The 13,364-nt window shown below is 59.6% G+C and carries 15 protein-coding genes; 8 read left to right on the forward strand and 7 right to left on the reverse strand.

Annotated features, from left to right (window positions below):
* Positions 1-40: 40 nt before the first annotated feature.
* Positions 41-481: a hypothetical protein gene (locus VKR55_RS02985; RefSeq protein ID WP_324399504.1), complete on the forward strand. Its 441-nt coding sequence runs from the start codon at positions 41-43 to the stop codon at positions 479-481.
* 43 nt (positions 482-524) lie between these two features.
* Here the strand turns inward: VKR55_RS02985 and VKR55_RS02990 are convergent, their stop codons facing one another.
* The 3 genes from VKR55_RS02990 to VKR55_RS03000 all read right to left on the reverse strand — a co-directional run bounded on the left by VKR55_RS02990 (position 525) and on the right by VKR55_RS03000 (position 1,995).
* Positions 525-695, reverse strand: a complete 171-nt coding sequence (locus tag VKR55_RS02990; RefSeq protein WP_324399506.1) for a hypothetical protein — start codon at positions 693-695, stop codon at positions 525-527.
* 85 nt (positions 696-780) lie between these two features.
* The gene (locus tag VKR55_RS02995) at positions 781-1,437 is read right to left on the reverse strand and encodes a nitroreductase family protein (RefSeq protein ID WP_324399508.1); all 657 of its coding nucleotides are present in this window, start codon (positions 1,435-1,437) and stop codon (positions 781-783) included.
* A 369-nt stretch (positions 1,438-1,806) separates the two neighbouring features.
* The gene (locus VKR55_RS03000; RefSeq protein WP_324399510.1) at positions 1,807-1,995 is read right to left on the reverse strand and encodes a hypothetical protein; all 189 of its coding nucleotides are present in this window, start codon (positions 1,993-1,995) and stop codon (positions 1,807-1,809) included.
* A gap of 346 nt (positions 1,996-2,341) precedes the next feature.
* Here VKR55_RS03000 and gpmI point away from each other — a divergent pair, with 346 nt between their 5' ends.
* Positions 2,342-3,883 carry a 2,3-bisphosphoglycerate-independent phosphoglycerate mutase gene (gpmI, locus tag VKR55_RS03005; RefSeq protein ID WP_324399512.1) on the forward strand — a complete coding sequence of 514 codons (1,542 nt, stop codon included), beginning with the start codon at positions 2,342-2,344 and terminating at the stop codon, positions 3,881-3,883.
* Positions 3,884-3,931: 48 nt separating this feature from the next.
* On the opposite strand, the gene VKR55_RS03010 is transcribed toward gpmI, so the two are convergent.
* A complete protein-coding gene (locus tag VKR55_RS03010) occupies positions 3,932-4,297 on the reverse strand; it encodes a hypothetical protein (RefSeq protein ID WP_324399514.1) in 366 nt (121 codons plus the stop codon).
* Between the two features lie 427 nt (positions 4,298-4,724).
* Between VKR55_RS03010 and VKR55_RS03015 the strand changes: the two genes are divergently transcribed.
* Together VKR55_RS03015 and VKR55_RS03020 are read left to right on the forward strand one after the other, a co-directional pair.
* Positions 4,725-5,672 (forward strand): hypothetical protein, encoded by a 948-nt coding sequence (locus tag VKR55_RS03015; protein ID WP_324399516.1) that lies wholly within the window; start codon positions 4,725-4,727, stop codon positions 5,670-5,672.
* Between the two features lie 142 nt (positions 5,673-5,814).
* Positions 5,815-7,005, forward strand: a complete 1,191-nt coding sequence (locus VKR55_RS03020) for an acyltransferase family protein (protein ID WP_324399518.1) — start codon at positions 5,815-5,817, stop codon at positions 7,003-7,005.
* Between the two features lie 86 nt (positions 7,006-7,091).
* Here the strand turns inward: VKR55_RS03020 and VKR55_RS03025 are convergent, their stop codons facing one another.
* Positions 7,092-7,877, reverse strand: a complete 786-nt coding sequence (locus VKR55_RS03025) for a S1 family peptidase (RefSeq protein ID WP_324399520.1) — start codon at positions 7,875-7,877, stop codon at positions 7,092-7,094.
* A gap of 618 nt (positions 7,878-8,495) precedes the next feature.
* Between VKR55_RS03025 and VKR55_RS03030 the strand changes: the two genes are divergently transcribed.
* Positions 8,496-8,810, forward strand: a complete 315-nt coding sequence (locus tag VKR55_RS03030) for a hypothetical protein (protein ID WP_324399522.1) — start codon at positions 8,496-8,498, stop codon at positions 8,808-8,810.
* A 46-nt stretch (positions 8,811-8,856) separates the two neighbouring features.
* Here the strand turns inward: VKR55_RS03030 and VKR55_RS03035 are convergent, their stop codons facing one another.
* Both VKR55_RS03035 and VKR55_RS03040 read right to left on the reverse strand, forming a co-directional pair.
* On the reverse strand, positions 8,857-9,942 hold the full coding sequence (locus VKR55_RS03035) for a YeeE/YedE family protein (protein ID WP_324399524.1): 1,086 nt from the start codon (positions 9,940-9,942) through the stop codon (positions 8,857-8,859).
* A gap of 53 nt (positions 9,943-9,995) precedes the next feature.
* Entirely contained in the window at positions 9,996-10,346 is a 351-nt protein-coding gene (locus tag VKR55_RS03040; RefSeq protein WP_324399526.1) for an ArsR/SmtB family transcription factor, read from the reverse strand.
* Positions 10,347-10,819: 473 nt separating this feature from the next.
* Here VKR55_RS03040 and VKR55_RS03045 point away from each other — a divergent pair, with 473 nt between their 5' ends.
* The 3 genes from VKR55_RS03045 (at position 10,820) to VKR55_RS03055 (ending at position 13,306) form a co-directional block, all read left to right on the forward strand.
* Positions 10,820-11,287 (forward strand): DsrE family protein, encoded by a 468-nt coding sequence (locus tag VKR55_RS03045; protein ID WP_414642289.1) that lies wholly within the window; start codon positions 10,820-10,822, stop codon positions 11,285-11,287.
* Between the two features lie 68 nt (positions 11,288-11,355).
* Positions 11,356-12,627, forward strand: coding sequence for a sulfite dehydrogenase (gene soxC, locus VKR55_RS03050; RefSeq protein WP_414642290.1), 1,272 nt, complete (start codon positions 11,356-11,358; stop codon positions 12,625-12,627).
* Positions 12,611-13,306, forward strand: coding sequence for a c-type cytochrome (locus tag VKR55_RS03055; RefSeq protein ID WP_324399528.1), 696 nt, complete (start codon positions 12,611-12,613; stop codon positions 13,304-13,306). The genes soxC and VKR55_RS03055 overlap by 17 nt, the downstream gene beginning before the upstream one ends.
* Positions 13,307-13,364 lie beyond the last annotated feature (58 nt).

Below are 13,364 nucleotides of genomic sequence, written 5' to 3' on the forward strand. Positions count from 1 at the left end.
CTGCAACTCTGACCTCATGTTGCAAATGCGAAGCCCTGTCATGCGCTGCCTCAATCCCTTTCCAATTCCCGACGAGCCCGATCCAGACCTGCAGTCCGTCGTTTCTCTCTGGAACGAGCTAAGACGGGCAGAAAATGGTATGCCCTTCGGGGATGACCTGAGATTTTCTGACCTGCCAAAATTGTCTGCAAGACCCTTTGTCCTGAGTGTCTTTACGTTGCCGGAGCGTTTCCGTTTCGAATTCCTCGACGAAGGCCTGCAGGAAACGGCGGCATTGGCAGGCCGGTTCATCGATGAGATCTCGATAGATACAAGCTTCAGCTATTTGCGCGCTCAGAGCAGCGCCACATTGGAAGCAGGCGAGCCAACATTTCTTCGAATCACTGAAGATTCCGGCCGCAGCTTTGGCAGATTGCTTCTGCCAATGTGGGGGAACGGACAGATCAATACGCTGCTGGGCGCGGTCAATATCTCCCGCTGAAACGCGCTGAGGTCGCGATTGTGGAAGATGCTGACTGAGTTCTTCATGCCCTCTTGCTGATGCCGGGCCCGACCTCGCAGAGCGAATCCAACGCCGCGTTGATCTGCTCAAGCAGGCGTTCAATTTCCTCGCATTCTTCTGGGCCGGGATTCTTCTCCAGCCGCTCGATCAGCTGCTGCTTTTGCACGAGCAATTTTGCAAGGGTCGTCGTCATTCAAGTGTTTCGCTGCCAGTAGCGTTTCGCACTTCCGTTCAATCACTTCTAACCAGAATGGGAGCCGGCGCGAACGCGTGCCGGCTCATTGCCATGCCGGATATCCAACCGTTTGAGCAAATGTAATAAACTGACCGGCGTCAAGATGCATCGCCTCCGCTAAAGCCTTTTGATCCACAGCGCCGCGAAACACCGTGGCGAGTCCTTCGGATGCGCAGAACAAATAGACGTTCTGTCCGATGAAGCAGGCGTCGACCGACGCGTAAAGACGCCGCTCGTCGGCCGAGATATCCTGCATGCGCAAGCTGTGTGCGACATACACGAGATCTAACGGCGCAGTTCCGACAAAATCCTGCAGACCGGTTTTGGCGCGCAGGTCGGCTTGCAGATGCAGGACGAGCGCGTGACGCTTTGGGTCATAAAGCCACATTCCGTTCTCCATCACGGCAAAGACATCGATGACCATGACGTGCCGCCAATACGGCGCGGTTCGATCCCCACTCGGTCGATTGATGCCGTAGGCGGACCATAACAAATCGGATAGCACTTGGAGCTCGAGAGGCCGCGTGGAATATTCGCGCGTCGAACGCCTGAGCTTCAGGGCGTCGATCAGGGGCGTTCCACCCGACGTTCGCGCGGGAGGCAGCTGAACGATTTTCGCTTCTGAAGCCGTTGCCACTCCGGCTGCGACGACTGAAGCAGCGGATAGAAGTCCAGCGTTAGGCTGCCGACGCGTCATCATGGGGTCCTCCGAAGCTGCTTGTTGTTAAAAATGATAATCAGAAATGGTGACTGCTTGTTGATCGAGGTCAAAGCAGAGCCGGTTCAGGGACAGCGACGCCCCCAAGTCCTCGGGTCAACCGCAAGTTCCGGCTGTTCGGTCAGCGCACATACCGGTGACGAGAATTGGGCACAGATGGCCTGAAAGATTGCCGTTGATCCCGGTCAAACCGCGATGCGGGCGGAATCGTCGTTGTCTCTGTGCAACCAGCACCTCTGTCGCTGACCGACATCAAGTGCGCGCAGGACGCGCTGGACAACGGCCCGTTCATCATGGCAGGGCCATAAAGGGGATATATCGAGTCGCTGGCGTGTGGGCTTCGTAGAACCCTCAAATCTTCCTCAAGTCCTTCAGCTTGCGCATGTAATAGCCCTGGCTCAGCACAGCACGCCTGATTTCTTCGCTGACACTGCCTACCATTTTCCTTCTCTTGCGCCATCGGCCCGATGCAATCGGTATTGGATATCCCTTGCGCACGACGAGCATATCCCGCCTGTCGTTCAGATAGACGTCAAACATTGCGGTGCCCCCTAGCCAATCCCCAGAGGGTGAAACGAGAATGTTCGTCACCTCTCTTTGGCTAGCTCTACACTGGCTTGGCGGTAGGGAACCGCCAAATAACCTATGTATGCCTGCAAGGCTTCTTCTAGAGGCTGCGCGATCTCACCTCCTCACATGAGTTGATAACAGAATTGATCCAGCAGATCTTGGGTAGCGTCGAGATTCGCCAGTTGCCTGTCCGCTTTCTGGTGAGGAGACTCGGGCAATTATCAGAGTCGCGGTTGGGCTCGGGTGATACATTGCTTGCGAGAGGCTGGATCATGATCCAGCTCCCAGTTGGTTTTTTAGCGAAGGGTAGCTCGATATGCAGAAATGCCGACCGGTGATGCTGGTGGTTCTGGACGGCTGGGGCTGGCGAGACGTTGTCGCCGACAACGCCGTCTGTCAGGCGCGAACTCCCAATTTCGACCATCTGTGGAGCATTTGCCCGCACACCCTCATGCAAGCGTCGGGCCTCGATGTCGGGCTGCCGCCAGGGCAAATGGGAAATTCGGAGGTCGGACATCTCAACATTGGCGCGGGCCGCGTTGTCATGCAGGACCTGCCGCGCATCAGCGCGGCAATTGCCGACGGCGAAATCAAAAATGCGTCCGCCCTCACCTGGCTGATCGAGCGGCTGCGGCAGACCGGCGGCACCTGCCACCTCCTCGGCTTGGTCTCGCCAGGTGGAGTGCACTCGCATCAGGATCATGCGATTGCGCTTGCGAAGATCCTGACCGAAGCCGGTGTGACCGGAGTCGTGCACGCGATTACCGATGGTCGTGACACTGCGCCACGGTCGGCAGACCTGTACATTTCGCGCCTGAGGGCGCAGCTACCATCCATTCCAATCGTGTCGGTTTGCGGTCGATACTATGCCATGGATCGCGATCGTCGCTGGGATCGCGTGGCCAAAGCTTATTACACAATGGTGGACGCGGAGGGCCCACGCTTTCCCGACCCTCTCGCAGTGATAGCCGATGCTTATGCGAAAGGCATAGGCGATGAGTTCGTGTTGCCCGCGGTCGTCGGCGACTATCGTGGCATGAGGAACGGAGACGGCATACTTTGCTTCAACTTTCGCGCCGATCGCGTGCGCGAGATTCTGGCGGCCCTCCTGGATCCAGGGTTTTCCGGCTTTTCACGCCGGCGAACCATGCGTTTCGCCGCCGCGGCCGGCATGACTCACTACAGCGAGGAACTGGACGCATTCATCCAGACAATATTTCCCCCGCAGCCTCTTCCCGAGGTTCTGGGCCAGGTGGTGGCCGACGCAGGCCGTACGCAGTTGCGCATGGCCGAGACCGAGAAGTATCCGCACGTCACCTACTTCCTTAACGGTGGCGAGGAGGTCCGATATCCAGGCGAAGACCGTATCATGGTTCCGTCTCTCAAGATAGCGACCTACGATCTGCAACCGGAGATGTCGGCTCTCGAACTGACTGACAGGGCCGTTGATGCGATTGGCTCCGCCAAGTATGACCTCATCGTGCTGAACTACGCCAATCCCGACATGGTCGGTCACACAGGCAGGTTACAGGCCGCAATCAAGGCGGTCGAAACAGTCGACACAGGATTGGGTCGTCTCGCCGAGGCGATACGCAAGACTGGCGGCATCCTGCTTGTCACCGCTGACCATGGCAACTGCGAGATGATGCGCGATCCCGAAACTGGCGGCCCTCACACGTCCCACACGACAAACCCTGTCCCGCTTTTGCTGATGGGCGCCGGCGACGTGGCGCTTGCGCAAGGGCGGCTTGCGGATATCGCGCCCACGCTGCTCGAACTAATGGGCCTCTCAAAGCCGGTACAGATGACTGGCACGTCGCTGCTGCGCCCACATGCAGTCACAGCGGTAGGCGCTTAGCTTCGCGTTCAAACCGCGAGGGCAGCCTCTGGCCGCCTCTCTTGGAACTCAAAGGGCAGAAGCCTGGGCGCGTGATCGCGCGATGATCCCGGCGGCAATTTGCATTGACGCACCGATCACCCAAGCCAGAAAGATCGCAATCACGCCGCCGGGACGCGCAACCTCGTCAAGGATGATGCTGCTGACGGCAATGACGGCGGCGATCGCCGTCAGGAAAGTGCCGGCAGCACTGAGCAGTTCGACAGCATCCGCCCTTGATCCTAGACGGCGCAACGGCAGCTCTCTCAGTCTCTCAGGAGGCGGGGGAAGATCGATACCTAGATAGAAGCCTGAGGCGCCATAAATCATCACGAGCATGATCACGCCAGCTGAACCGATCAGGTTGATATCCGACCTTGCGACGTGTGCGGCCACAAACAGTCCGCACGACCCGCCGGCTAGAGCAAGTCCTGTTCGCTCCGCAACATGGGCAAACCGACTGAGGAGGGAACGCGACCTCCAGCTCTCGCTACGCTTGACCATGTCTGTTCGCATCCTGGCAGATTCATTTGAGCCAAGTTAACCGGGGCACGCGCTCAACCCTTGATTCATGTCAAATTCTCGCCCGTCCGTCACCGCCGCGCATTATCGGAAAGCGCTTCACACTACGCGATTCCATGAGGCGACGGTTCGCTTGCCGCGAAATACCGTCATGCAGTGCTGACGCTGCCAATTGCACTCCTGACTGTAATGCTCGCGCACGTCGCGCAACGGATCAGGCCAGCGTCTCGCTGGATCACTTTATTGAATTCGCCAACGTCGATGGCCATATGCTTGTCTGCCACTCGCAGAGGGACGAGCGATGTTTCGCGAAATTGCAAATGCCTTTCTTGCCGCGGCAATCCTCGGCGGCGCGCCGGCGTTGGCAGCAGCAGAAGACGGACGCCTCGATAAGGTATCGTTCTATTTTGCGGCCCACCAGGACGACTGGCAGCTGTTCATGAACCCGTCCGCCTTCCAGGACGTCATTGGCGGCGCCGCCAAGACTGTTTTCGTCCACGTCACCGCCGGCGACGCCGGGCTCGGAACTGGGACGGGTGACCGCAAGCAACCGCTTTATCTGGCACGGGACAATGGCGCCGAGCAGGCCGTGCGTTTCATGGCGGATAGCGAAGCGGTGCCGGACAGCGGCACGGCCTCGGTTATGACCTTCAACGGACACCCGATCCACCGCGTCAGCTACCGCAATACCGTGAGCTATTTTCTGCACGTGCCAGACGGCAGCCCGCTTGGCACGGGCTACGCGCATACCGGCTTTCAATCGCTCAAGCGCCTCGCCGATGGCGATAACGACACGCTCGCGGCTATCGACGGCAGCACCACCTATCACGGCTGGAACGACCTCGTCGGGACGCTGCGCGCGATCATCGACTATGAGCGTCGGCCGGCGCGATTGGTGCAGATCAACGTGGCCGAGCTCGATCCGCAGATCAATCCCGGCGATCATTCTGATCATTTGATAACCGCGAAGGCGGCGATCGCGGCGGCGAGCGATTTGTCCTGCGTCCGTCTCGTATCCTACGTCGATTATGCCAGCTCGAAGCTCCCGGAGAACCTCGACCGGCAGCAGCGTGACATGGAAAGCTCGGTCTTTGCCGTGACGCTCGCCGGCGTACAGGCGCTGGGCCAGCCGACCTCGTGGCAGCACTACGACAAGTCATACATTGGACGGAATTACTTCCGCGTCCAGGAGGAACCCGCCAGGTGCAGATTGCCGGCGACCGAGATCGCTGCACACCGCGCGCAATAGTGGTGGTCCGCGTAGGGTCTTTTGCCAGGTTGTTCCCGTCCCTAGGCCAGAGCGCGGTCGATTGACACAGGTCAACGCGCGCTTTCGCATTTTCATCAGATGATCCGCACAATCCGGCTGGACGGATTGCGGGAGCAAGGTGATGCGCCACTTCGAAGCGCGGGCGAATACGGCGCAGCGTGTCGTCTCAGTTGACGCCCTGCGCGGCTTCAACATCTTCTGGATACTTGGCGCGGACGCTGTGGTCTGGTCGCTCGACGGGATGTTGCGGGACAAGGGACCGGTGCTCAGTATCGCGGGCGGCTTCCTCAACACGCAAATGACCCACGTCGCGTGGGAAGGCTTGCGGTTCTACGATTTCATTTTCCCGCTGTTCATCTTCGTCACAGGCGTCGCGATCGTACTGTCGCTGCCGCGGCTGGTCGAAAAAGAGGGAAGGGGGTGGGCCTATGTCCGTGTGTTCCGCCGTGCTCTCACCCTGTATGGGCTGGGATTGATCTTCTACGGCGGCATTAGCCGTCACTGGAGCGACATCCGCTTACTCGGCGTGCTGCAGCGGATCGCGCTCTGCTATCTGTTTGCGTCGCTCCTGTTCCTGAATTTCCATGTGCGCGGGCTCATCTTGGCGCTGGTGATGCTGCTGGTCGGCTATTGGGCGCTGATGACGTTCGTGTCGGTACCGGGTATCGGCGCCGGCTCGTTCGCACCTGACGCCAATCTCGCAAACTGGATCGATGCCCACTACCTGCCCGGCTGGAAGTGGGACATCACCCGCGATCCTGAAGGCCTGCTCAGCACGCTACCGGCCATCGGCACCTGCCTGCTCGGCGTGCTTGCTGGTCTGCTCCTGACGGACCCGCGGCTAAAGGGACGGCAGAAGTCGCTGTTGCTGATCGCGGCCGGCCTCCCGCTGATCGTCGCCGGATATCTCTGGGGACTGCAATTCCCGATCGTCAAGGTGCTCTGGACCTCGTCCTTCGTGCTCGTCGCCGGAGGATACAGCCTGATTCTGCTGGGCATTTCGCATCAGATCATCGATGTCTGGGGCTTCCGCCGCTGGGCAACGGCATTCGTCTGGCTCGGCGCGAATGCCATCACGCTTTACTTCATCAACAACGTGACCACCGATCAGTTCGCGTTGCGTTTCGCCGGCGGCACAGTGTCGACCTTCGAACTGCTTGCGACGCGTTTCGCCGGAGGAGATTTTGCCGCAATGCTTGATCGGGTGATAACGCCGGGCACCGGAATTTTCATGGTGCGTGTGCTGGGCTTGGTGTTCGCGATACTGCTCGCTCGCTTCCTTTATCGCCGCAAGATTTTTCTGCGTGTCTGATTTGGATTTGCTGCGATTTCCCACTTCACAACCGTACTGACCCAACCCAATCATCGGCACCTCACCAGGCTGATGCCCTCCGCGGGTCAGTAGCTACCCGCAATAGTCTTTCTTATCCAATCGCGTTCGGAGGTCACGTTGGCGTAGAGCTCTCGGGATGAGCAGCCAGGCCCGCCGCCGAGGGGTGCGCTGTCGATTCCCCAAACCACGATTTGGCCACGCGCCTGCGTGTAGCCGGGACCGCCTGAATCACCGTCGCAGACGGCTCCGCCCTTCAGGGTGCGGACGGTTGCGGCCGAGGGCGAATAGTCCCTATCGATCATTTCAACGGGAAGTTTTCGCAGAGGGTTGGCTGTCCTTGTCAGTTTCTTTCCGCCGTATCCAGCAATCCACGCTATTGATCCGTTTCCAGGAGCCTCATCCGCTATCAGTGCGACCGGACCTGGGACATTGGCGGCGATGATGAGAATGACAAAATCGTATTCATTTTTTCGACTGGTGCGCTTTGCATTTGGTACAAGCCGCTGCACGATCTTGTAAGAGCTCCCGTCGGGAAATATCGCTCTGGTGGACTTATCTAGCCTGCAGTGCCTGGCGGTTAAAATGAGATTTGGGGCAATCTTCACGCCGGTGCAGTCGTCATGATCGCCGTACAGACTTACGGTCATCTGCCTGATGGGATCATCTTCCGGAACGGACAATCCCTTCGAAATGGCACATGCAGGTTGGTTCAGGTCGGTCAGAAGACCGAACAACAGAAGGCCCAGGTAACGCAGGAACCGATGTCGCGAGGTGAAAATCTCCCTAGTATGGGAGACACCATGCTTGCAAAGCAGTGGCGACACATCAAGCTTGTAGATGAAGTCGGGCATCACCGAGTCTCACCCTTACACCCATCGGCGGGGCCGTGGCTCGCGATTCCGCCATCTTACTCTCGTCGACTGATAGTCGTGCCCCGGGATGGGGCATGACTTCTCGGAGGCGGTCGTGAAAAACGTCCAATCGAACGCGACGATCTTCTCCATGCCGCTGATTCCGAGCTTCTCCCGGTTCGCCGGTGCGATGTAGCGCGCGGGCATCTTCGGATCGGTCCAACCAAACATGGCCATCATCTGGCTCTCGAGCCCGCATAAGCGGCGACCTCCGCGCGGGCTTTGCGCACGCCATGGCAGCTCTTCTTTGGCTCGTTGACGCCGGCGAGGACAGTGTATTTTTCTAACTTCGCGGCCCAAGCCTTGTTCATCGGCAAAACGCGTCCGCGCATATTTTTGCCGGTGCGGAACTATTCCGGGTGAAGGCGTTCCCCGGTCGCCAAGACTTCTGCGTGAGAGAGCGCTCCACGCCTTCGGGAACGAGATGGCCGATGCGCAGCCATATCCCGCCAGAAACAGAAACGGCGCCGTTGCCGACGCCGTTCTGGTGCATGCACACCGTGGATCGGCCCACTTCGCCTGGCGCTCACGGGAGCGACCCGCTCTGGCACTGCTGGCGTGGGAAACCTGCTCGCGATCCCAGCAAATGAGCTTATGCCGCATCGACTGAGGCAGCATTTTGATCTATCGCAAATCAAAACGGCTATACCGCACAGAGGCCGTATTTCGGCCCTGCCCAAGCCTTATCGGATCGCCGCCAGCACTATTTCGACTGAAACATCGGGGATCGGTCGTAGTGCCCTGGGTTTTGTCGAGGGCTCGCCCGACCGGGCACGTGCGGATGGCGTGCTGGCGAACTTCGAAGCTCTTCACAACGTGCAAGAGCAGTTCTCTCACCGCTCACGCGAAAAAGTCAAAGCGCTTCGCCTCTAGCGAACGACATGTGCACCGGGAGAAGGCTTAGTCCCATCCGGCTATGCTATGAAGGTATTCCGAAAAGGTTGCGAACCGCGGGCCGCCATTCGCCGGTCATGGTGTATTCGAGACCGAGGCGGGCGCCGGCGGCAATCGCGAGCATGGTGATGGGCGCCGAGACGGCGAGCGTGGAGAACGCGGAGAGGCCCTGTCCGATGGTGCATCCCATCGACATGATGCCGCCGGTACCCATCAGAAGCGCGCCAAACATGTGACGCTTCAGCTCGCGCGCATCGTCGCATGCTTCCCACCGAAAACCGCTCGCGAGCAGCGCCGCGATGAACGAGCCCAGCACTACGCCAGCAACTGTGCCGATCGCAAAGTCGAGCCGCGAGCCTGAGAAAGTGGCGATATAAAGAAGACTGTCGCCGAGCGGGGCAACGAAAGTGAGAGAGGTCACCCGGACCGGGTCGAAGTCGTCGTTGCCAAGCCATCCGGTGGCAAACCAGCCAAAGGCCACCGCCGCGCCGACGGCAAGTCCCGACAGAAGCAACCGCGGCGACTTCACGAGCTTGCCGTCGGAAAGCGACCAACCGCCAAGGGCCGCGGCGAACAGCCCGACGACAATGGTGCGCGCTCCCCCGCCGAATATTGGAGCAAGCAGGGAGTCGAGTCCCTGAGTGGTGCGGTCGGCCAAGTGCAGGGACAGCGGCTTGGTCAGCGCAAGCCGCAGAGAGCCGGTCAAGCCGCGCATCGCCGCAAGCGAGGACATCCCGAGCACCAGATACACCACGATGGCGCGGAGATCGCCGCCGCCAATCCTCACCAAAGTGCCGAAGCCGCAGGTGCCGACCAGCGCCATTCCAACACCGAACATCAAGCCGCCGATGATCGCGCCGCCCAGCGGAATCGCATGCGTGAGATAGATCGACCGCGAAAGGTCCACGAAACCGGCGGCCGCAAGCATCTGCGTGGCGACCAGCGCAACGGACGCCGCCAGCGCGAAGGATTTCAGGCGCGTCGGATCAGAGCCGAAAAACGCATCCTCCAACATCGCCAGCGTGCAGAAGCGTCCGGCCCGCCCGGCAAAGCCGAGAACCGCGCCAGCTCCAAGGCCACAGACAGAGGCAATGACGGACGGCGTGAGCATTTCCTCCAAGACCTCGTCGTTTTGTGGCCGGTCCGGACCCCTCGACCGCTCCTTCAGCGGCGTCGGCGGCGGACCGGCTCGCAGAACACCTCATAGATTGCGGTCAGAATCTTGCGAACGTCTTCGTTCGCGAGGCTGTAGTAGATCGCTTTTCCGTCGCGCCGTGTCGTCACCAGTCGGTCCAGCCGCAGCCGCGCCAGTTGTTGCGACACCGTCGATTGCCGTGCGCCGATAAACTGCTCCAGCTCAGTCACTGATTTCTCGCCTTCGGCCAGGATGCACAGCAAGAGCAGGCGCGACTCGTGCGAGAGGGCTTTCAGCATCTCGCTGGCTTCGCGCGCCTTGTCGATCATTTGCTCCAGTTCGGCGGACGCTTCGATTTCTTGCAATTTCGGCAGTGGCATGGATCGTCAATTCCTGATGCGCGGTCGGTGCGTTCGGGCACACAACCTCTCCCCGCGCGTGCGCCGGTACCCGGCTACGAATGCGATGAGGGGTCCCGCTTTGCTTTTTCGAACGTCTTCTGGACAGGCCGCCAAAACCTATCAGTAAATTCGCATATGTACCAGAGAACCAAAATTGTACTTGACGATCGATCCAATATCCATTCATATCATAATAAATGAATTTGATGGATTGTAGGTCCGTCAACAAGGCTTGCGGGCAAAGCCCGTCAAGAGGGTGGAAGCATGAGTCGATCAATGCAGTGGGCATTGGCGTTGCTGTCGTTCGGCTACGTGTCCGCGCTTGAGCCAATCAGACTGTCCATCGTCGACTGTCTCCTTCGGATGTCGCTGACACGCGCGCCTGGCATTGCGGCGCAGCGAGATCAGCTCATCGTTGGATGGCGTCGCATACCTCTGATGGGGTTCGAGCCATGAATTTGCGACCGATCGCCCATGTTCTCGTGATCGCCTCGCTGGCTGGCGCCATGCTTTTTGGACTGCGTAGCTATGCAGCCGACCGCGTCAAGACTCATCATATCGCCATTCAAGTCGATCAGAACGATCCCGCGCTCATGAATCTTGTCCTCAACAACGTTGAGAACACCGCCGAATATTTCAACAGCAAGGGTGAGGAGGCGCAGATCGAAGTCGTAGCCTTCGGGCCCGGCCTGAACATGCTGCGCGAAGACAAGTCGCCAGTCAAAGATCGGTTGAAGCGCATCCAGGAGGGAAGCTTTCCATCAACCGTGAAGTTCTCCGCCTGCGGCGTAACCAGGAAAAAAATGGAAGAAGCGGAAGGTCACGCAATTCCAATCGTCCCAGAGGCTTCAATGGTTGCATCCGGCGTGGTCCGTCTGACTGAACTGCAGGAATTGGGCTGGAGCTATATTCGCCCATGAAGCGGGATGAAAATATCTTTCCAGATGGAGGTCTCGTGCAAGGTGGATTTTGGAAGGACATGCAGGCCATGTCCAAACCATCCCAGTCCAGTCGAACGCGGATCGGACGCCGTTCGCTTCTGAAGCTCGCGGCCGCCGCGGGCGGCGGCATGATGTTCGATGCCATCGCCCGCGCGGGCGAGCCGCCTTCGCCGCCCGCTGATCCATCCTGGTCGCAGTCGCTCGGCGCAGGCGTGGATGACAGGCCTTATGGGAAGCCCGCTGATTTCGAGGCCGGCGTCATCCGGCGCAACGTGCCCTGGCTCACCGCAGGGACTGAATCTTCAGTCAGCTTTGCGCCGCTGCAGAGCTTGCATGGCATCATCACGCCGAACGGTCTGTTCTTCGCGCGCCATCATGGCGGGCGAGCGGATATCGATCCGGATCAGCATCGGCTGATGATCCACGGCCTGGTCGAGCGCCCGCTCATTCTCACCATGAATGACATCATGCGCTTCCCATCGACTTCGCGCGTCTACTTCATCGAGTGCGCAGCCAATGGCGGCATGGAATGGCGCAGTGCGCAGTTGAATTCGCTTCAGTTCACTCATGGCATGATCAGCTGCTCGGAATGGACCGGGGTCAAGCTTTCCACTCTGCTGGACGAAGTCGGAATCAAGAAGGAAGCCAAATGGGTGATGGCCGAAGGCGCCGATGCCGCGCATATGAACCGCAGCATCCCGCTCAGCAAGTGCCTGGACGACTGTCTCGTGGTTTATGCCCAGAACGGCGAGGCGCTGCGTCCGGAGCAGGGTTATCCGCTGCGGCTTGTCGTTCCGGGTTGGGAAGGCAACATCAGCATCAAGTGGTTGCGCCGGATCAAGGTCGGCGACAAGCCGTGGTACTCCCGTGAAGAGACGTCGAAATACACCGATCTGATGCAGGACGGCACCGCGCGCGGCTTCACCTGGCAGATCGACGCCAAATCCGTGATTACCTTCCCCTGCCCGGAAATGCCGTTGCAAAAGCCCGGCTTTTGCGAAATCCGGGGGCTCGCGTGGACCGGCAACGGCAAGGTCAAGCGTGTCGACGTCTCTACGGACGGCGGCATGAACTGGCAGACCGCGACCCTGCACGAACCGGTCCTGTCGAAAGCGCTGACCAGGTTCAGCTTGCCGTGGCACTGGGACGGCAAGCCGGCCTTGCTGGAATCGCGCGTCATCGACGAGACCGGATACTTGCAGCCGACGATGGCGGAGCTGCGCAAACAGCGCGGCACCAACTCGGTCTACCACAACAATTCAATTCAGACGTGGCAGGTCAAGCCGGACGGAAAGGTGTTTGATGTTCAGATCGCCTAAAGGCGGCTTGATGCTTGGCGTCGGCCTGATTTTTGCGAGCGTGATCATTGCCGTTGCCCCCGCTGCGGTCGCCGGAACGAACCAGGTCGGACGCTACGGCCTGGGCCGAATTGCCACGCCCGAGGAAATCGCCGGCTGGAACATCGATGCGCGCGGCGACGACGGCGAGGGCTTGCCGCCTGGGAAAGGCACGGTGCAAAAAGGGGCGGACGTCTTTGCGGATCAATGCGCCGCGTGCCACGGGACCTTTGGCGAGGGCGAAGGTCGTTACCCAAAGCTCGCCGGCGGTCAGGGAACGCTGAAGGCCGACCGACCGGAGCCCACGGTCGGCAGCTACTGGCCGTTCGCACCGACGCTATGGGACTACATCAACCGGGCGATGCCATTTCCCGCTCCGCACGCATTGCCCGCGGACGACGTCTATGCCCTGACCGCCTACATCCTCAACCTCAACGACATCGTGCCAAGCGATTTCGTTGCGGACCGCAACAGCTTGCCGAAAGTCAAGATGCCCAACCACGACAACTTCATCTGGATCGACCCGCGGCCGGATACCGCGGACAAGCCCTGCATGAGCGCATGCGCCACCCCTGCGGACGTCAAGATCGGCTCTACGGCCGAAGGCAAGGATCTGACCCCGCGGACAACCGGGCCGCTCGATACGATGCAGCCAAAATAGACATTGATCGGAACGACGCCATTGATCGCCAAACCCTTGATCAAGAAAGTCTCGACTG

This window comes from Bradyrhizobium sp. (assembly GCF_035309285.1).
Taxonomy (GTDB): Bacteria; Pseudomonadota; Alphaproteobacteria; order Rhizobiales; family Xanthobacteraceae; genus Bradyrhizobium.